This is a genomic window from Mastigocoleus testarum BC008, from assembly GCF_001456025.1.
Taxonomy (GTDB): Bacteria; Cyanobacteriota; Cyanobacteriia; order Cyanobacteriales; family Nostocaceae; genus Mastigocoleus; species Mastigocoleus testarum.
Genome location: NZ_LMTZ01000098.1, coordinates 52,921 through 73,566 on the forward strand (window position 1 = coordinate 52,921; position 20,646 = coordinate 73,566).

A 20,646-nucleotide genomic window follows, 5' to 3' on the forward strand; every position below is an offset into this window, starting at 1 on the left:
TTATGACCAAGGCACCTGTTGCTCCCGTGGTGCTAGTCATTTTAGACGGATGGGGCTACTGCGAGGAGACAGAAGGAAACGCTATTGCTAAAGCTCAAACGCCGATAATTGAAAGTTTGTGGACTACTTATCCTCACACCCTGATCCGTACATCAGGAAAAGCTGTAGGATTACCAGAAGGTCAAATGGGTAACTCAGAAGTTGGTCATTTGAACATCGGTGCGGGAAGAGTAGTTCCGCAAGAGTTAGTACGCATTTCTGATGCGGTGGAAGATGGTTCCATTAACAAAAACCCGGCGCTGGAGAAAATTTGCCAAGAAGTGCTCAGTCGCGATGGTAAATTACATTTAATTGGGCTTTGCTCTGAAGGTGGCGTCCACTCGCATTTAAGTCATTTATTCGGACTGCTTGACCTAGCAAAAATCCAAGGAATTTCAGAAGTTTGCATCCATGCAATAACAGATGGTCGCGATACTAAACCTACAGAAGGTTTAAATTCCATCGGTTTAATCCAAAATTACACAGATCGTATTGGTGTTGGGCGTATTGTGACCATCAGTGGTCGCTATTATGCCATGGACAGAGACAAACGTTGGGATCGGGTTCAAAAAGCTTATGAAGTAATGACAGTTGATGGTCCAGGAAATGGTATGTCGGCTGTAGAAGCTTTAAAAGCATCTTACGAAGAAGATGTAACCGATGAATTTGTTATTCCAACCAGAATTGCACCGGGTGGGATTGAAGCAGGAGATGGGATAATCTTTTTTAATTTCCGTCCCGATCGCGCCAGACAAATAACCCACGCGTTTGTCAACGAAAAATTTGACGGTTTTCCTAGAGAGCAAATTAAACCATTATCTTTTGTCAGTTTTACCCAGTACGATCCGGAGTTATCAGTTGGAGTTGCTTTTGAGCCCCAAAATCTGACCAATATCCTAGGAGAAGTACTTGCAAACAATAATCTCAAGCAGTTTCGCACTGCAGAAACAGAGAAATATGCCCATGTGACCTACTTTTTCAATGGTGGACTAGAAGAACCATTTGCAGGTGAAGAGCGAGAATTGATCGAAAGCCCAATGGTTGCAACCTATGATTCTGCACCAACAATGTCAGCACAAGCAGTTACTGATGTACTAATTTCAGCAATTGAAAAATGTGTTTACTCGTTGGTGGTTGTTAATTATGCAAATCCAGATATGGTAGGGCATACTGGTCAAATCCCAGCAACAATCACAGCAATAGAAGAAGTAGACAGTTGCTTAGGGAGATTACTAGAAAGTGTCAGTAAAGTTGGTGGGACGACGATAATTACTGCTGACCATGGAAATGCAGAGCGTATGCTGGATACTGAAGGAAATCCTTGGACAGCCCATACAACGAATCCAGTTCCTTTTATTTTGATAGAAGGAGAAAAGGTGAGAATCCCCGGACATGGTACAAATGTGATTTTGCGAAATGATGGCAAATTAGCAGATATTGCGCCAACGATTTTGGAAATCTTACAACTACAACAACCAGCAGAAATGACAGGGACTTCTCTGTTGAGAACGGCTGAGTACGAAGTGCAAATGTCTCGTGCTCCTTTGCAAGTCGGGTTGTAAAATATATATCAGTTAAAAGTTAAGAGTTAAGAGTTAAGGGTTAAATAACTTCCTACTCCTAACTTTTCTGGCTAAAAAGTTATTATCAATGAGACTGATATCATGACAGTTACTACTATCCTGCAAGGTATTTGGGCATTTTCCGCTGTGGCTTTAATTGTTTTGGTGTTGTTACACAGCCCGAAGGGAGACGGTATTGGAGCAATCGGTGGACAAGCTCAATTGTTCAGCAGCACCAAAAGTGCAGAAAACACATTAAATCGAGTTACTTGGGCGTTAGTAGTAATTTTTCTCGGTTTAACTGTAGTTTTGAGTGCAGGGTGGTTGAATTAATTAGAACAGGGGAAATAGGGAGATTGGAAAATGGGAAAATTAACCAAATACCTTCCACCTAAAACCCCTCGAATTAAAGCTTATCGAAGTAAAACCTCTAGAAATAAAAATACTCTGAAAAAATCAAGGTGCGATTTATTTTCAAGTTTATTTCTAAAGAGTTTATTTTTTAAAAGTTTACTTTTAGTTTTAAATCTAATTCTTATAGTTGGCTTATTTGCTCTAATTAATTTGCGATCGCCAGCATTTAGTGAAACTAATTTAGGTGTAACCTATTCCGGTGAAACTAATTTAGCTAGTTTAGATATAGAAATTCAAAACTCCTCGAATTTTTTCGCAGAAGCTAACAAAGATTTAGTTACCAAACGACTAACAGATAAGGAACTCGATCACCAATATATAACTCGAAAACAATCTTTACCTGCTTTAAAAGCTCATCTTTTACCTTCTACTTTGAGAGAATGGCAAGATACTAATAATAGTGGGGATTATTTTTCTGAAATTAAGCCAACTCCCGTTGGTTATTTAGTTTGGTCTCAATTTCCAGTTAAAATCTATATTACTACATTAAATAAACTGCCACAAAAACAAGCACAAACTTGGGTTGAAACTGTTTCCCAGGTTGTTAATGAGTGGCAAAATTATTTACCTTTACAAATAGTGTATAAAGCAGATATTGCCGATATTATTATCGAACGCAAAGCCCCGCCACTTCAATTTGACCGCAAGCGCAAAATATCTCGGGCGCGATCGGCACAAACTACCTACGAGTTTTACACCAAGAATAACACTTTATATCATCGCTTCACTATTCTGTTGAGTCCCAGTCAAACAGGAAAGTATTTACTTGCAGCTACTCGTCACGAAATCGGTCACGCGTTAGGTATTTGGGGTCACAGTCCAGTGAAGAGTGATGCGCTTTACTTTTCTCAGGTCCGCAATCCACCGCCAATTTCTCCTCGAGATGTTAATACTTTGAAGCGGATTTACAAGCAACCTACAAGTTTAGGATGGTCTTTACCGTAACTGGAGAATTTGTTTGCGGAGCAAATTAGGATTTGTAGCGTCGCGCACTGACGACAGATTATGACAAATCCTGTTTGTTTATCTTTAATTAACACTCCCCTGACTCTTTAAATTGTGCTGTCGCTTGGTTTATCCAATAAGTCAGGAGATTCTTGAACGCAGCAAGCAGCAAGCTGTTTGTTGACGCAGCTACGCTGAACACCGTAGGTGCGTACTAACGATTCATCGTCGCCACTTGCTTAATCAGACCTTAGCTAAAAAAAGGTCAAATTCTTTTTGTTGTTCACGTTCGCTGTAAGCACCTCGAAACAAATTTATGTCATAACCCTTTGGGTTGACGGTAGTTACTCAAATTGACTGATAAACTGGTATTTCAATTACAAATTCTGTACCCTGTCCTGGTGTTGAGTAAAAATGCAACTTTCCACTATGTTTATCTACAATTATTTGATAACTAATTGACAATCCTAAACCTGTACCTTTACCTACTTCTTTTGTAGTAAAAAACGGGTCAAATAGTTTTGATTTAATATCTTCTGGGATCCCGGGAGCATTATCCGCAATACGAATTACTATCCATTTATTACCAGTAACCTCAGTAGAAATATTTATATGGCTGGGATTAGCTTTAATTTCTTCGGGTGTGCGTTGCAAGTTATATTCATCTAAAGCATCAATAGCATTAACCAAAATATTCATGAATACTTGATTGAGTTGACTAGGATAACAATCAACCAAAGGCAAATCAGCATATTCTTTAATTACCTGAATTTTTGGTTGATTTAATTGTGCTTTCAAGCGATTTTGTAAAATCATCAGAGTACTATCTATACCCTCATGAATATCAACTTGTTTAAATTCAGCTTCATCGAGGCGGGAAAAATTACGTAAGGATAGAACAATTTGACGAATTCGAACTGTTCCAGATTTAATTGAATTAAGCAACTTGATAAAATCATCTCTGATATAATCAGGTTCAATTGCCTGAATCTCATTTTCAATGTCTTCATGAGGTTCAGGATAATGTTTTTGATAAAGTTCAATTAAATTCAGCAAATCAGACGCATATCTGACAGCAGGAGCTATATTGGCATGAACAAAGTTGACAGGGTTGTTGATCTCATGAGCAACCCCTGCAACAAGTTGTCCTAAACTAGACATCTTCTCAGACTGAACTAAATGAGCTTGACTGATATGGAGTTCTTTTAAGGTTTTTTCTAAGACGACAGCTTTTTGTTCTACAGACGCCTCTAAAAGCTTGCGTCGAATCCCTAGAGATATTTCAGTTGCCACAACTTTTAGTGAAGTAAGCCTATCAACCGACAGAGGGGCTCGGGCAAACATAGCAACGACACCCAGTAGTTCATCTCCTATCATCAACGGATATCCGGCAAACGCTACCATCTCCTGCTTTCTTGCCCATTCAGGATTACTAATGCGTGGATCATTGAGAACATCATTGGTCAAGTGAGGGGCTCTTTCTTGAGCAATTAAGCCAATTTTGAACTTTCCAACGGGAACATATTGGTGGTCACCGTTGAGGTGGGTGTAGATTCCAGCACTTGCTTTCAATTCGAGGATATTCGACTCGGAGTTGAGTATCCAAATTCGCGCAAAGGCTGCTTCTAGATGGTCAACGATGACCTGACAAAATTGCTGGAGCATTGCAGATAATTTGTCATTGCGGGCAGCAATATGACTAACAGTCGATTGAAAGGCTAAGAGGTGATTTTTTTCTTTCTCTTCTGTGTAGAGTCGGGCGTTTTCCAGAGAAATCGCAGCTTGGCTACAAAGGAATTTGAGCATCTCTATGCGATCACTCGTAAACACACCACTGGTCAAATGGTTCTCCAAATACACAATCCCAATCAAATGTCCCTGATTGAGGAGGGGCAAGCAGAGGAGACTCTTGGGTTGTTGCTGACTCAGATACTCGTCAATCACGGGTAAATCCGTGTTGAGATCGTCAATCACCACCATCTCTTGGGTATTTTTGACATATTCAATCAGCTTAATGGGCAAGTTGGGATTGTCATCAAGGGGATGCGAACAAAGTTCTATGGTTGAGGGTGTGGCAATGGCTGAAACATGCCATGAGTCATCACAATTGGGAAGAATTAGAGCACAGTGTGAACCCCCAGAGTTTTGCAGAATAATTTGCGTAAGTTGGCGCAGTAGCTCATGGAGTTGAATGGTTCCAGAAAGTGCTTGAGAGACTTTGAGGATAGCTGCAAAGTCTAGATTAGTATTCATGCTGCCGCTAGAAGAACTGCTGGCTAGAGCGGCAGCATTGAGCCCAGATTCTTGTAAAAAGCTGCAAGATGTATTCAAAATCATTGATTTCTTATTACTGATAAAAGTATTTTTGAGTTGTATGGTGCAGCAAACTTTCCGTCTGCAGAAAGGGTAAAAATTAGAAAGCACATATTGTACTCAATTACACATATCTAGCCCTACAGTAATGTCAATTTTTGTAATCTGTTTTTACTATTTTTATTGCGATTATTTTTTATTTTTTTAATTGTGTGTTCATATTTTATTAACACTAACTATATTAAGCTTATAGTCTTATAATTAGTCAAAAAACCTTTAAAGAAAAAATAGATTTTGGATAAATAAAATCTATTTTTTGTCATTTTATAGACTGAATAAATACTGATTTACAACCATATTTCTCAAGATAAAATAATTATAGAATAGCTGTTTAATACCAGAAAAAATACTTATTTGAAGTCAGTAATAATACCAGTGTTTTCATTAACTTCAAATTTCCCCTATATATAGAAAGAATCTCCTTAAAAATATCATTGGACCCGTCCAAAAATTAAATTTGCGGAAAGATAGAATATAGGAATCCTATTTGATTTTTGAAAAAACTCCGTACATCTGAAGAGCAATGATGATAAATTGACAGGTAAATCTCCCTTTATTCAAGCAAAAATTGATCTTCCTGTTTTTTGCAAAAACTCGGAATTTAACTTCATTAGTTAAAATGCTTATAATGCCTAAATTTTACGTTGCTCCATTACAGCGATAACACTAGTCGCGATAGCATTGCAAAAATGAGATAAACTACTCCCTCAGCAATGCCCCTATGTTTTGATAGATTGAATATAAGCCCCCCTAAAAAAGGAGAGCTTAAAGTAATAACAAATCTTTAATAGGAAGTTGTAGGAAGATAAAAAATCTTGCAATCTTAATTATCTGCTTTAATTTACACCGCCCTGTTTTTTTAAAGTCGTGCGTTACGCAAATATGTCCCAATCGATAGTATGAAAAATGTCGACTTACAGCAAAGAAAAATCATAACACTTATCACCAACCATAAGTTCTGCGACTCATCTGTACGTGCGTATTTGATAAAACTTCTTCATACAGCTTTTCTAAACGAGTGATGTTATCGTCAAGAGTATAACGTTCTAAAATTCGTTGCCGGGATTTTTGCCCTAATAAAGTTGTTATTTCTGGATGGTCTTGGAATAAAGGTAGAAGAGTACGTAATTGCGCCCTTACCTGCTTAGGATTAATAACAACACCTGCACCTTTCTCTAAAACTTCACCATCAGCACCAACATCTGTTGCCAAACAAGCTACCCCGCAAGACATTCCCTCTAATAAAGATAAAGAGAGACCTTCAACAAGAGAAGGTAAAATAAATACATCTGCCCCGCGTAAAATTTCGATTCGCCTAGTTTCTTCAGCAATAAATCCCAACCAAATAACGCCGTGTTCCTCATTAAAATACGACTCTAAAGAAGGCTTTAGGGGTCCGTTACCAACAATTAGTAACTTACTTTGTGACCCCATATCTGCTTGTTTCCAAGCACGAAGTAAAGCTTCAACATTTTTTTCTGGTGAAATTCGCCCTTGATAAACAAATAAACGTTCGGCTCCAAATTCAGCTTTGACATTTGAAGGACCAGGGGAATATTTATTTGGATCAACTCCGTTGGGAATAACGGCTATTTTCTCCTGGGGAACGCCCAAACGAACTAGCAAATCGCGTTGTAATTGAGAAAAAATAATTACGCGATCGTAATTCCCTAAAAAAGGTGCATACACTTGGTATGCCAAAAGTTGTGTGCCAGAGACAATTTTTGCTCCCTTCGCAGCAAAAGCAGTATGAAAAGTCGAGACTAGGGGTAAATTTAATTCTTCACAAATTTCTGGGAGAACGAAGTCTAAAGGAGAAAGAGTCAAAGAAGCATGAACAATATCTGGCTTAATTTGCTGTAAAGATTGAGTCAGAACCTTTGTCGCTTTAAAACTAGGAATTGTGTAAACCTGAGACTTGTAAATACAAGGAAGAGGAACTTCTGGGCAATTAGGCCAATCATCCCGTTGCGCTTCTTCTTGGGCAAAGTGGAGGAAACTAACTTCGTATCCCCGATCTAGTAAGGAATTTGTTATTTCTCGACCGTAAGTGACATTACCGCAAAAGGGTGATTTTTTTCCAATCCAGGCTATACGCATTCTTTATTAGCTATCAGGAAAGTAGGTTTGATATGAACTTTATTTTCGTAAAGTATTTTTTTTCGCCTTAACTTACTTATGGCTCCTGGCTATCATACAATTTAGCCAATACCTGTATCAAACCCTATACAATACTTTAACAATAATTGAGTATTTATAATTTTATTAATAAATTTACTGCCCACATCTGAAACAGCAGTTAAATTCAGAACATCAATGATTAACTTTTATAATATTCTAGTTAGCTTATTGTCTTTATAAATTATTGATTTTATAAGCATTTATGATTATGACAATTCTACACAAGTATTAAATATTCTATTTAACTGACAATCATCATAACCTAACTGATAAAACTCACTATTTATTCCGATCAACTAACTTTAACTAATACTTATTCATAATAGCTATAACTGGATAGTAAACCACCGACAAAAACAATTGCACCTAGTCCTAAAAACACTGTGCGTAATCCGAAAAAAGTTTCTGCTACTCCCGCTAAAGCTAAAGGTAGGGAAAGAGCAATATTAATTAAGTTATTTTGTAATCCAAAAACCTTTCCTCGCATTTCTGGTGGTGTTTCAGTTTGAATTGCAGTTTGCATGGGAATACCAACTAATGCTCCAAAAGCACCTAACAAAGTTACTAATAACAAAACTATCCACAACTGTTGGCTGAATAAAGATAAACCAGCCAAAGATGCAGCCATTCCCAAACAACCGTACAAACTTAAGCGAGCATAAGCAAAACGTTGCCCAAATTGACCTAATATTCCTGCACCAACTGCAACTCCGACCCCACCAGATGCGAGAAGAAATCCAAACTGTTCTGCCTTTAGATTTGGAATTACTTCTGCCATTCTTACTGCAAGGACAGTCAATGCTGCCAATACAGAAAAAAGAATAATTAATCTTACTAAAGCATTACGCAAACGGTTATTGGCCTTAATATAAATAAAACCGTCTTTTAAATCAGCAAAAATATGCGGCTTTTCGATTGTTTGATGGGATTTCTCATTAGTGATTAAAAGCAATAAAATTAATCCGGCGACAGCATAACCTCCACCAACAACAATTTCTTGTCCTAGCCCAGCAACACCACCAAACTTTTGCCATAAATGCTCAACAGCACCTAATAACGGTTCTCCCACTGCAAAACCAACAATCACTGAAGCCATCATTGTTGTAGTGTAAAGTGAGTTGGCACTTAGCAAATCTTTTTCTTTAACAATTAAAGGAATTGCAGCTTGTTCTGCTGGAGCAAAAAATTGCGTAAGTGTAGATACTAAAAAAGTTATGCCAAGAATGATCGCAAAACTGACTGGAATTATTCCTTTAAATGATTGCCAATCATGGGTCAACCATAATAAAGGTGGTAGTACAAAAACTAAAGCTCCTCGCAAAATATTGGTCGCAACCAGTACTGTCTTTTTTGACCAACGATCTACAAATACACCAGCTAAAGAACCAAAAAAAATTGCAGGTAAGGTAAATGCCATCATTAGCGCTGATACCCACCCACTGATAGTCCCAGATCCTGACTGGAAATTAGCATTAATCAAGGCAATCATCAGTACCAAATAGACTTTGTCTGCTAATTGGGAGAAAACCTGACCAGACCAAAGTGCTAAAAAATTTCGGTTTTTGAATACAGCCAGAAAACCTTCTTGGTTGTTTTGTATCGATATATCATTGATACCATTTGATGAACCTGATGCCAGTTCTAAATTATTGTTAGATAAATTATTGTTAGATAAATTATTATTAGATAAATTATTATCAGATGTGTTATCCGACTTATTGTTAGATAGATCATCAGATTTGTGGTTATCATCGCGATTTACAATTTGTGAAGAAGTATGATTGTCGCGATCGCTGTTATTGTTTTCGATTACTTCTGACCTAGTTGATTCTGAATTATTGTTTTTTTGTTGGGAGCAATCTGGATTAATCAACTGATTTGGCTGTTCGATATCATCAGGAAAGCTGTAAATTTCTTCACTACCAGATGTCTCTTGGGAAGAAATTTTACTAGTTATGGTTTGAAAATTTGGCCCATAATAATTTAACCTAGAAGATGAATCATACAGATTATTTGTGTCATCTGTTGGGTAAGAAGCACTATTTTTTATTTTTTCATCAAGTTTAAACGGTTGCATCATAATTAATTGCAAAATAAGAGTCAATCAAAGTAGCAGAACGAATAGATAAGCCTAAGTGGTATTGCGTGTACTGACGTAGAATTTTTTCGATGGATAACCAGACCGGATGGGTAGTTAAATTTTTAGCTATTTCCGATCTTGATAATTGTTGTAACATTTCTAGTTCTCTAGTACTCAATCTGTGGGATACTCTTGGGATTTCTTGAGTATGATTAATTGTCTTATAAATTTCGGAATTCTCTTTTGTAACCGATGAAGGGACTGGTGATGAAGAGATTCGCGGTCGGGAAACTGAGTTGGACAGAACTACTTTCGGTACAGAATCTTGAACTGATGTAGAATTCTGAACTGATGTAGAATTCTGAACTGATATAGAATCCTGAATTAGTTTGTTTTCAGTAGCTTTACGCTGCTTGTGTAAGTTTTCCCAAGTTTTTAAACAAAGTATTCCACCTCCATTAATACTAAATCCTACCTGTGGTTCGGGTTCATTAAAATTAGGAACTAGAGAACGTTGGCTCAAACAACAAATATTAATTTGTGGCGTTACCCCTGCTAAAGCTAAAAGTTGAAAAAGCCCATGGGTCAAATAAGCTAAGATTTCATACTTATTTGAATCCAATTTACTTGACGTCCCATAACCACCAAACGTACTGTCCGGACTGATCGCTTCTAAACGACCGATATGCTCATTAAATAGGTGGAAAAGCTCTGCTTGAGGTTGCTCGCTGAGTGCTTGACATAGTACAACTTCTGCTAAATATTGACTTGCTGCAAGTTTTCCCAAATCTTTTGCAAGCCCAGGATATGTTTTTACTGTTTGAGCTTGAGTAATTTTACCAAGACTTTTACCTTTCGCAATCAATAATTCATTAACCACAAACACTCCACTCCTACCACCCAAGCTGGATTTGTGTTTGCGAGCACCAGGAGCAATGACTCGGATTAAACCATGCTCCTGAGTCAAAATTGTAACTATTCGGTCGGACTCACCAAATACTTGGGTTTTGAGATTAATACCAGTGGCTTTAAAAGTTTTACTCATTAGTCAATAGTCAGTAGCTACATAGTAGCGAGCAAAGACATCATATACAAACTACTAGTAAACTACCGACCCCTGCTGTTTATTTTCAGTACGTTCGCGAAGTAGTTCTACACCTCGGGATGTACCTAACCTCGTCGCACCGGCTTGTATAAGTTCTAAAGCTTGTTGAATGGTACGAATACCTCCAGAAGCTTTTATACCTACCCTTTCTCCGGCAATTTCTTTCAACAATCTCACGTCTGCAACTGTAGCACCACCATTCCAACCAGTACTGGTTTTAAGGAAAGCTGCTCCGGCATCCAAAATAATTTCTGCTGCCAGTCGTTTTTCAGGCTCTGTAAGTAAATTTGTCTCCAGAATTACCTTAACAACCTGCCCTGTTGCTTCACAAATTTCTGCAATTTCTCGATGTACTTCATTAGTTTTGCCAGACTTTAACCAACCCAAATTCATTACTACATCTAATTCGGTTGCTCCATTTTCAACTGCTTCTTGTGCTTCATAAAGCTTAACACTTGAAGTTGTAGCCCCCATAGGAAATCCAATCACCGTGCAAACCTTGGCTGTCTTACCATGAAGCAGTTCCGCTGCTTGTTTCACATGTACTGGATTGATGCAAACTGTGGCGAAATGAAATTTATCTACTTCTTCACACCATTGCTCAACCTGTTGCGGACTTGCTGTTGGTATCAATAAGGCATGTTCGATGTATGGCGCAATATCAATGTCTGAATAGTCTACTCCTGCTGCCATTGCTTCTAGTTCTTAGTTAACAATTATTAACATTTGTGAAAATTTAAGACTATTCTTCTAGAATAGACTAGAAATAGAATAATTTTCGTAGAAAATTTCCATTCCTCATTTATTGGAACCTCCAAACATAAATAATTATGAGGAAGCACTATAAGATATTTTACTTTGCTTTGGCTTTACTTTTGTTTGTTAAATATTAGACAAAGATAGCTTAAGCAAAAATAATATTAGCATCGATAAAGATTATAGAATTATCATTTTCTGTCCATTTGTATCGAATAAGTAATCCTCAATCCTCAATAAAAAAGATGGAGATACCAAAGATGACTCCATCTTTTTTAATTTTAATTAGAGTATGGAAAAGAGTATGGAAAAGTTAGGTTGCAACTTTTTGATTTGTAATTAATTTATTTGTCTCAGTTCCCGGTAACAAACGTTTAATACCTTTTTGAACAAATCCTTGAAGGAATTTTGTTTGTTGGTTATTCTCAAAAACACTTTGTAGAGTTTGTTGTAATTTACCCAAATTTAAAGCACTACCGGAATTGATGGCAATTTCTTGCTCTTGGAAGTATTCAATTAAAGCCAGACCAGCGATTCTTGTTAGATAGGCTGCACTAATTCCCTGAACAGCACCTCCAGCAACAAAAGTTACAGTATTACTTTTCAGGATAGTACTTACAGTTTTGGTGGAAAGTTCTACTAAGCCCAGTTTTAACATTAGGCTCCCCATTGTGCTAGCTACATTTTGTGCTTGTTCTAGGGAAAATTTTTGCTGATAAAGTTCACCTAACTCTACAATCATTTGGGCATTAATTGCCACTGTCGCGAGAACGTCTAAGGCTGGAACAGGATTTACAAATGCTGCTGCTGCTGCGATCCACTGATACTGCTCAATGGTTGGTTGGGCGCGATCACGTCTGATTTCATTTAACAAGTCTTTAGCTTGAGCTTTTAATCCTAAGGCTTTACGCATTGTAGTAGCCCAGACTAAATTCTGTCGTTGGTTCGCCAACATTTCACTTAGTTGAGTATTTAACTCTTCCAAGTTTGGTTTTACTTGTTCCATCCACTCTTGGAAAGAACCATCTTGATGATGTTTGCGCACTTTAATGGGTAAGGGGGATGCAGCTATCCCAACTACGGGAGAAGATATTTTTTGCTTTAAAGATTGCAAAATACTAGCCCGTTCGTCTGCTAAATATCGATCTTGCTTGTTGAAAACTAAGATGACTTGTTGATTCCTGGCTTTAAGTAGTTCCAAAGCCTGAAATTCTGAGTCAGTTAGATCGCTGTCGATCGCAAACAATACAAAATCATATTCGTCTCCACTTTGAAGCACTTTATTATCTGCTTCTTCATCAATCTGCAAGAATAAAGGTGATGTTTCCTGAATATCAACAGTCAGTTGAGGAAAATTCTCAAAACCAGCATTTAGCTCTTTGACTAAAATTGTTTTCCCTACCGATTTACCACCTGTAACAAGTAACTTAATTTCTTGTCTGTCTAATTCGACTTGTAACTGAGTAAGTCGCTCCCGCAGATTGTCCAATGCAAAATGACTTTGTGATTCTTGAGCTAATCTGTCTATCACTATTTCTGAACTAGCGATCGCATCTACTGCTGTTTGTCGATCTACGGGTACGATACTTTGAGTTTGGGAGTTCTCCACAACATTATTTTGCCTGACCAGCCACAAACCACCACCAACTGCAGCTAAACTTAATAGGCTAAACTCTCCAATCTGTATTATGGAATCTTGCCAACTTTGTAAAACCCACAACCCGAATGAGATTCCCAATCCTCCAACTAAAATAGGTCGCTTTAATTTAACAATCATAAATCACCTTATTTTTTAGATGGTTTTTATACTGTTGCAATAATTGTAGGTGGAAAAAAGCACACAGAACAAAACTCAATGCTAATAGGAGTCAGGAATTAGGAGTCAGGAGTCAGGAGTCAGGAGTCAGGAGTCAGAAGTCAGAAGTTAGGAATTAGGAATTAGAATATTTTTTGCACCTGGATTTGAGTTTTTTAGCTCACTTGCAATTGCTATTACTTATAAAAAATAAAGCCTCACACTCAAACTAGAATGTAAGACTTTATTTTGTGTATTTGGTAGCGGGAAGTGGATTTGAACCACTGACCTTCGGGTTATGAGCCCGACGAGCTACCAGGCTGCTCTATCCCGCGTCGCTTTCTTAACTTTCACTATAAAATTTTCACCTTACTTACATACAATCCACTATTTTTATAACAACAATGAATCTACGTTTTCTGGTTGGGATATTTTCTATTCCCTGTTCTCTACAAAAATAATGCCTTACACTAAAAATATGGTGTAAGACTTTACTTTGTATATTTGGTAGCGGGAAGTGGATTTGAACCACTGACCTTCGGGTTATGAGCCCGACGAGCTACCAGGCTGCTCTATCCCGCGCCGCTTTCTTAACTTTCACTATTAAAGCACACAGATAATAATTTGGCAACTACAAAATTGATAATTCTCCAATAACTTCCAAACGCTTGTATTTGTCTAGGATTGTGAACTTTTCTGATAGGGCTTCCGCAACAGTAGGAGCGATCCAACCCATTTGTTGCAATAAGTGAATGGCTACTGCATATTTTGCCCGTCTTGCTCCATCTATGACTTTAATTGCCATGCCCATACCTTCACCAAGACGACCGATGCATTGTATGCCTTCTCCACCAGATTTACTGACTAATTCTCCCGGAGTTAAGCGCATCAATTCTGTATCAAACAGCCCATCTCCTGCCACCATCGTTGGATGATGGGTCATTGCACGAACAATACGTTCCATATCTAAAGTACTTCGCGTTGCCAGTTTCGCATATAAAGTGGCAATTTGAGCAATTTGCATCAGATAGGTTGGTACGCCACAATCATCATGGGCGCTGATAAATTCTTCTGCCGGCATTCGCAGTAATTCTGCAACTTTAGTCAGAATTAGTTGCTGTACGGGGTGCTTGCGCTCAAAATAGTTATTAAATAACCAGTTATTTTGTTTGCATACGGCTAACATCCCAGCATGTTTTCCAGAACAATTATGTTCTAGACGACTACTTTTACCTTCTGGTAGAGGGCATTGTAACAATAATGGGTCGATATCAGAACGCCAAAGGATATTAAATGCCTGTCTTACATGCTCAATACTACCCTTGTGGGAAGCAGTAATAATTGCCAAATCGCGATCGCTCAGATTGTAACGCTCTAAAGTTCCCGTCGCAGTTACAGCTAGCGCCTGAAATGGTTTAAGCGCCGAACGCACAAAACTAGCAGTTTCTGCATTTCCGGCGACAGATAAAATTCTTCCACGTTCATCTGTGACAACAGCCTGAACTATGTGCCTTGATTCGATTATACCTTCCCGCAATAATCTTACTTCTAGCGGTACGGCTTGAGTTCTTTTTGCCATCGTCAATATTTAGCTGCGAACCCCAAAGTTATGAATTAGTTCTTCTTAACGGTGGAAGTCCCAACTACTCATAGTAATTGCCAAACTATACTACCAGCAATGAATAATCCAACCAAGCCAACAAAGGTAAGCTTTATGCGCTGCAAAATTGGTCTGATTTCATAACTAACAATTAAGCGATCGCGATCAAGTATATCTTGAGGTTTAGCCCAGTTATGTCCGTCATACCACCCTGATTCTTCATAAAATATTATTGGGCTATAAAGACGGGAGCGAATATAAGACCAACCCAGATATAACCTTGTTAGCAACAGTATGACCCCCACACTTCCACCAGCAGCACTGGATAACAAAAAATGTGAGAGATCTTTGTGTAGAGGAAAGCTGGTAGCAGCAACAGGGGCAGCAAAAATCAAAGACAAACCCCAAGCCCAAATGATCTTGGTTATATATTTTCGCCACGTTAAAGTGCAATCGCGAAATAACCAAGATGACTTTAATTCTTCATACTCATTAAGGGGCTGTTGCTCTGTTGGTACTGGACAGTTAAAAACTGAGGACCTAATCATGCCGATTTACCCCATTTCATCATCTGATAACTGCAACTCAATACGTTCGGCGTGACCCCAGAACGCTTCTAAGTTATAAAATTCCCGTTCATATGGCATCATAACATGTACTATGACGTCACCATAATCTTGCAATATCCAGTTACCTTCAGTTTTCCCTTCTGTGCGTAAAGGACTTTTCTGCCATTCAGTTTTGAGAGTATGTTCTACAGCATCTGCAATTGCTCTTACTTGTACGTTGGAATACCCTGTTGCGAGGATAAAATAATCTGCCAGATAAGAAACATCTGCGACTTTAAGCAACAAGATATCTCCTGCTTTTCGCTCGGAAGCAGCATTTGCAATACTTACAGCTATTCTTTCACTAATTTCTCTGTCTTCAAGCTGTTGCCTCTCAACTTCACTCTTGGTAGTGGTGGTAGACTGTGATGGAAAATTTGCTTGGAAATAATCAGTCATTAAACCTCAACTTATTTTTCTGTTCGTCAAAAGTTTTCACGATTACTGACAAGCTTTCATAGAACTGCAACCTTTGCTCTTTGTTATCTTGAATACTAACAAAAAAAACAGGTTTTTATGCACAATGAATTAACAATTGTTTGAGATTACTTTCACGAGAGCGAATAGCAAATTACAATTTGTCGCAACTCGGGTCCCAATTTACTAATTATTAAGGATAATCAACTCTTTAAGTGTATAACCATAATTCAATTAACAGTTCAACACATGTATATATGACTTAATATCCTTAAAGCTTGCAACAAGTGTGAAAATTATTTGTTGATTTTAAATATCTGCCTTCACATAGAATACAAGATAGTAAAGTGACACTCGGTCTACCTAGAGTATGATTGGTAATTTCCTGTAATACTTCTTCACTCGATTAGATGTAACAAGTATCACATTATTCGTTGTTAGTAAAAATTAAAGGTAGATACTTTAAACTCTGTTTAACTCTGTTTATTCATGGGTCCTTAGCCTTAAGACAAGATATTTCATTACTTAAAGTTTTGAATCATTGATTCATTTCCAGCTTATCTCAAAAAAAAACATTCCCGATGTTAATTAAAATTCTTTCACTAACATCAGGATTTTTGAGGGCTATTCATAATAGATGTATCAATTTATTGCTTTAGAAGTATCAAGCCATATTTGTAAGCAAAAAATCTAACAATATGGCAGTTGATACCCATGTTTAAATGCTAGCGTAATATTTAAAGATATTAAGCAATGAATTAAACTTCTTGTTTGGATGCAATTGCCGGATTGATTGTTTCTCTGTCTGCAGTTACAGAATAAAATAGTGATTCATAATTTTTCAAGGCTTGTTCAAAGCTGTATTGCTCTGTAGCAAATTTACGGCTGTTGTAGCCCAAAGTTTTAACTTTTTCCGGATGTTCATATAGGTCTAACACAGCATTAGCTAGTTCCTGAGGATCTTCTGGTGGGGCTACAATTCCACCACCGCTTTGTCTGATCGCCCTAGCTGCGGTTCCATTATCCGGAACAGAGGCTACAATTGCTCTTCCACTGGCTAATAAAACTTGGATTTTAGATGGCATATTAAAAGAGATCACATTTTTCTTTTGTACGACCAAACCCACGTCTGCAGCAGCTAACATTTGAGGTAAATCTTTGCGGGGTTGAAATGGTAGTAGTAAAACATTATCTGCACTGCAATTGGCGCACTCTTGTTTTAGCCGTTGTAAACCCGAAGCTTCTCCAACAATTACAAAAGCAATATCCTTGATTTCTTTTAATTTTGCCGCAGCTTTAATAACCGTTTCTAATCCTTGGGTCAGAGCAATGTTGCCAGAATATAAGACAACAAATTTACCATTTAAATTATTTTGTTCGCGAAAATAGTTACCTTCTTTTTTGAAAGGTCGGATAAAATTCACGTCAACCCAATTGGGTATTTGCACCATTTTATTTGCTGGTACGTGCTTCTCTAGAAGATTTTCCACAAAACCATCAGCAATAACGCTTATTTTAGTTGCAGAGCCGTAAGCAAATTTTTCTAATCTCGAAAATAAGCGAATCAAAAACTTATTTTTCAGTAAGCCCACATGAACTGCAGCTTCCGGTAAGATGTCTTGAAGATTGAGAACTACAGGGCAAGCATGTAACAATCCTAGTAACGTGCTAGGTAGACAAGCAGGTAGTGATGGAGAAGTTGTTAAAATTACATCTGGACGCCAATCCATTAATGCAGGGAAGAAGCTATTAATAACAAAGCTTGCGTCTAACAATATTCTATCTATTAGCTTGGGTTGGGGGCGAATCCAAACATAGCAACGTTGAATTTTAACCCCATTTTTGTATTCTGTTAAAAAGAATTTTCCTTTATAGTCTTCGTATATTTGACGTTCTGGATAATTAGGCATAGCTGTGACTACACGCACTTGATGTCCGCGTTTAACTAAGCCTTCTGCTAATTCCGTCATCAATGGTGCAATACCAATTGGCTCCGGATGATAGTTATAAGAGTAAATTAAAATCCGCATAATAAATAATTCAAAAGAATCTGACTTTTCTTAATCTGTGTATTTTTAATTCGTGTTTTATTTCAAATAGAAGTTTTATTTCACACTTCTATTTGAATTTTCACTTCAGAAACACTTAATGTCAGTTCTTATTCGTTGAATATTGAGTAAAATTTTACTTGAATAGCTCAAGTAGGTAATGCAATATTTTTAGCTTGCTCTGTGGAGGTTCAACTTGATGATTTAGAGGATTTTTAATCTCAGGTTGCGGTTTTTTACGGATATCAAATGATATTGATCGCAAAAACAAATTTTTAGTTGTAGATTTTAAGTATAAATATCAATATAAAAGGTGAAAATAAATTTTATTTATACTATGTGTATGTTAAAAATAGATACATTAAATATTTCAAAAAACAGCAATGTTACTTACTTTAGTAATAAGTTTAGAAAAATCCGAATTCAACATGCATTCGAAGATTTTCATCTAAAATTAAGTACAGAACAAAACAATCGTTCGCCTATTACCTTGACAATAGTTTGACCTGATTGACAAAGCAATATAACGAACGATTTGTTTGTTTTAAAATTTACAGTGCGAACTAAATAATTGAACTATTTTTGACTGCTAGGCGTTGCATCTGCCATAGGCGCTGCGATCGCTAAACAGCTTTATAGTTTGTCATAACTACATATAGTTGGTTTTAGGAAAGTTAAAAAATATTAAACAGCACCACTATTTTTATCAAATAAAATTGTTACTGTTTTGAAAATGAGCTTTAGATCGTAGAATAAATTCCAATTTTTCTGATACTGCAAATCAAGGCGGATAACATCTTCAAATTTTCGGACGCTAGATCTCCCATTAACTTGCCATTCTCCAGTCATACCAGGTTTAACGTCTAAGCGTTGCCATTCTGGAACTTCATAGCTTTCTACTTCATTGGGTGTGGGTGGTCTTGTACCCACCAAACTCATTTCCCCTTTTAAGACATTCCAAAATTGTGGTAGTTCGTCCAGGCTAGTTTTTCGCAAAAACTTTCCGACTTTAGTAATTCTGGGATCGTTATCAATTTTGAAAAAAGCACCTTCAACTTGATTGTGCTTTTGCAACTCAGCTTTTTTTGCTTCTGCATCAACACACATCGAACGAAATTTCCAAATTTTAAAATGCTTACCCATCCAGCCACAACGAATCTGACCGAAGAAAATTGGACCGGGATCGTCGACTTGAATAGCGATCGCGATCGGAAGAAATAAAATAGCTGTAATTACTAGACCAACTAACGCACCAAGAATATCTATAGAGCGCTTCATCCAAGATCGTATGGAAGGATGAGTGGTGGGTAGCTGTTCTTCTAAAACAGCATTATTAACTGGGCTAGTTTCTGTAGCCACTTCAATTGGAAAGACTAAATCTAACCCAGTAAGATTTAATACAGCCATTACCTGAGGGGTAACATTTTTGAGTTTAAAATCAATCCCCTTCTCTTGTGTAGTTTTTAAATTACTGACCAAAGCACCCAAGCCACTGCTATCAATAAAAGTTGTTTGGTGAAAATCAACTGTAATCTGTGTGACGGGTGTATTGCTTGGCTGAGTCAAGTTTTCACAAGTTTGCTTGAAATTGATAGCCTCAAGTACGCTCAGGCGAGATGGTACTTCTACCATCGCTTTATCTTTGGATAACGTTACAGGAAAGTTTACCTCTGTGGGTTGTCTGCTCATGAAACCCTACTCTTTTTTACTATAGAAATAAATTCAATAAAGTTAAACATTTTTATGTTTTAAGTTATTCCTGACCTGCGATCGGCACTGAATAAATATTAATCTCTAATTTGAGAATGAATTTAAGACCGAAGACGACCTTTCTCGATTCACAATAGAATAAGAAGTCAAAAATTTCTCTACCTTTATATTGACTTCACGCATACTTTACTTCCCAATTATCCAATGAATATTGAAACAATTAAATCAACCGCACGCCTGATTGAGATTTTTTCTGCAATTCAAGGAGAAGGATTAAATGTCGGAACACGCCAGATTTTCATTCGTTTTGCCTTTTGTGACTTACGCTGTCACTATTGTGATAGCGCTCACACTTGGAATGCACCCGATACTTGTCGTATCGAGAAACTTCCAGGCTCCCGTGAGTTTGAAATACATCCTAATCCAGTTTCATTACCTATATTAATTGAATGGGTAAAGCGACAAAATATACCTCGTTTACACGATAGCATTAGCTTAACTGGTGGTGAACCACTTCTTCACTCTAATTTTTTAATAGATTTTTTACCTAAAGTCCGCTCTGTGACTAGTCTACCAATATACTTAGAAACTGGAGGACATCGTCCAGAACAATTAAGCAAAATTTTGCCATATCTTGATTCTGTGGGAATGGATTTGAAATTACCCAGCACCAGTGGTGAATCTCATTGGCAAGCGCACAAACAGTTTCTTAAAATTTGTAACCGCGCTCAACTAGAAGTTTTTGTGAAGATAGTTATTTCGCAACAAACCAGTTGGTCTGACTTAGAACAAGCTGCTTTATTGATTAAAGATATCAATCCGAAAATTCTAGTATTCTTGCAGCCTGTAACGCCTTTGGAGCCGGGTAAAGTATTTACAAGTGAGCAAGTATTTGCTCCTTTTCCCGAACAAGTTTTAAGTTGGCAAGCCTCATTAAAGCAGTTACTCGATAGAGTGCGGGTCGTACCACAAACTCATAAATTTATCGATCAACTATGATTGAGTACTCAGCG

General features: G+C 37.4%; 14 protein-coding genes, 2 tRNA genes and 2 pseudogenes. 4 read left to right on the forward strand and 14 right to left on the reverse strand.

Annotation, left to right across the window (positions count from 1 at the left end):
* Nucleotides 1–2 precede the first annotated feature (2 nt).
* The 3 genes from gpmI (at nt 3) to BC008_RS50670 (ending at nt 2,960) form a co-directional block, all read left to right on the forward strand.
* Nucleotides 3–1,601 carry a 2,3-bisphosphoglycerate-independent phosphoglycerate mutase gene (gene gpmI, locus BC008_RS22130; RefSeq protein WP_027843035.1) on the forward strand — a complete coding sequence of 533 codons (1,599 nt, stop codon included), beginning with the start codon at nt 3–5 and terminating at the stop codon, nt 1,599–1,601.
* A 102-nt stretch (nt 1,602–1,703) separates the two neighbouring features.
* Nucleotides 1,704–1,934, forward strand: a complete 231-nt coding sequence (gene secG / locus BC008_RS22135; protein WP_027843034.1) for a preprotein translocase subunit SecG — start codon at nt 1,704–1,706, stop codon at nt 1,932–1,934.
* Between the two features lie 306 nt (nt 1,935–2,240).
* Nucleotides 2,241–2,960, forward strand: a complete 720-nt coding sequence (locus tag BC008_RS50670) for a peptidase (RefSeq protein WP_407657073.1) — start codon at nt 2,241–2,243, stop codon at nt 2,958–2,960.
* Between the two features lie 348 nt (nt 2,961–3,308).
* On the opposite strand, the gene BC008_RS22145 is transcribed toward BC008_RS50670, so the two are convergent.
* The 14 genes and pseudogenes from BC008_RS22145 to BC008_RS22205 form a co-directional block, all read right to left on the reverse strand.
* Nucleotides 3,309–5,297: a GAF domain-containing sensor histidine kinase gene (locus BC008_RS22145; protein ID WP_058183830.1), complete on the reverse strand. Its 1,989-nt coding sequence runs from the start codon at nt 5,295–5,297 to the stop codon at nt 3,309–3,311.
* Nucleotides 5,298–6,275: 978 nt separating this feature from the next.
* Nucleotides 6,276–7,433, reverse strand: coding sequence for a glycosyltransferase family 4 protein (locus BC008_RS22150; protein ID WP_027843033.1), 1,158 nt, complete (start codon nt 7,431–7,433; stop codon nt 6,276–6,278).
* A 394-nt stretch (nt 7,434–7,827) separates the two neighbouring features.
* Complete coding sequence (locus BC008_RS22155) at nt 7,828–9,594, reverse strand: MFS transporter (RefSeq protein ID WP_027843032.1); 1,767 nt, start codon at nt 9,592–9,594, stop codon at nt 7,828–7,830.
* A pseudogene (locus BC008_RS52775) lies at nt 9,578–10,195 on the reverse strand (DNA repair protein RecO); the annotation flags it as partial. The pseudogene BC008_RS52775 and the gene BC008_RS22155, both read right to left, overlap by 17 nt.
* Nucleotides 10,196–10,324: 129 nt before the next feature.
* Nucleotides 10,325–10,639: pseudogene (gene recO, locus BC008_RS52780) on the reverse strand (DNA repair protein RecO); the annotation flags it as partial.
* 54 nt (nt 10,640–10,693) lie between these two features.
* Nucleotides 10,694–11,392, reverse strand: coding sequence for a deoxyribose-phosphate aldolase (gene deoC, locus BC008_RS22165; protein ID WP_027843030.1), 699 nt, complete (start codon nt 11,390–11,392; stop codon nt 10,694–10,696).
* Nucleotides 11,393–11,768: 376 nt separating this feature from the next.
* Nucleotides 11,769–13,232, reverse strand: a complete 1,464-nt coding sequence (locus BC008_RS22170) for a slr1306 family protein (protein ID WP_027843029.1) — start codon at nt 13,230–13,232, stop codon at nt 11,769–11,771.
* Between the two features lie 276 nt (nt 13,233–13,508).
* A tRNA-Met gene (locus tag BC008_RS22175) sits at nt 13,509–13,585 on the reverse strand.
* Nucleotides 13,586–13,755: 170 nt separating this feature from the next.
* A tRNA-Met gene (locus tag BC008_RS22180) sits at nt 13,756–13,832 on the reverse strand.
* A 49-nt stretch (nt 13,833–13,881) separates the two neighbouring features.
* Nucleotides 13,882–14,835 (reverse strand): asparaginase, encoded by a 954-nt coding sequence (locus BC008_RS22185; RefSeq protein WP_027840607.1) that lies wholly within the window; start codon nt 14,833–14,835, stop codon nt 13,882–13,884.
* A 62-nt stretch (nt 14,836–14,897) separates the two neighbouring features.
* On the reverse strand, nt 14,898–15,398 hold the full coding sequence (locus BC008_RS22190) for a CGLD27 family protein (protein ID WP_027840608.1): 501 nt from the start codon (nt 15,396–15,398) through the stop codon (nt 14,898–14,900).
* A gap of 6 nt (nt 15,399–15,404) precedes the next feature.
* Nucleotides 15,405–15,857, reverse strand: coding sequence for a ribosome silencing factor (gene rsfS, locus BC008_RS22195; protein ID WP_027840609.1), 453 nt, complete (start codon nt 15,855–15,857; stop codon nt 15,405–15,407).
* Between the two features lie 776 nt (nt 15,858–16,633).
* The gene (locus BC008_RS22200) at nt 16,634–17,905 is read right to left on the reverse strand and encodes a glycosyltransferase family 4 protein (protein WP_027840610.1); all 1,272 of its coding nucleotides are present in this window, start codon (nt 17,903–17,905) and stop codon (nt 16,634–16,636) included.
* 702 nt (nt 17,906–18,607) lie between these two features.
* The gene (locus BC008_RS22205; protein WP_027840611.1) at nt 18,608–19,612 is read right to left on the reverse strand and encodes a sugar transferase; all 1,005 of its coding nucleotides are present in this window, start codon (nt 19,610–19,612) and stop codon (nt 18,608–18,610) included.
* A 225-nt stretch (nt 19,613–19,837) separates the two neighbouring features.
* On the opposite strand from BC008_RS22205, the gene BC008_RS22210 reads away from it, so the two are divergent.
* Complete coding sequence (locus BC008_RS22210; RefSeq protein WP_027840612.1) at nt 19,838–20,632, forward strand: 7-carboxy-7-deazaguanine synthase QueE; 795 nt, start codon at nt 19,838–19,840, stop codon at nt 20,630–20,632.
* The last annotated feature ends 14 nt before the right edge of the window (nt 20,633–20,646 follow it).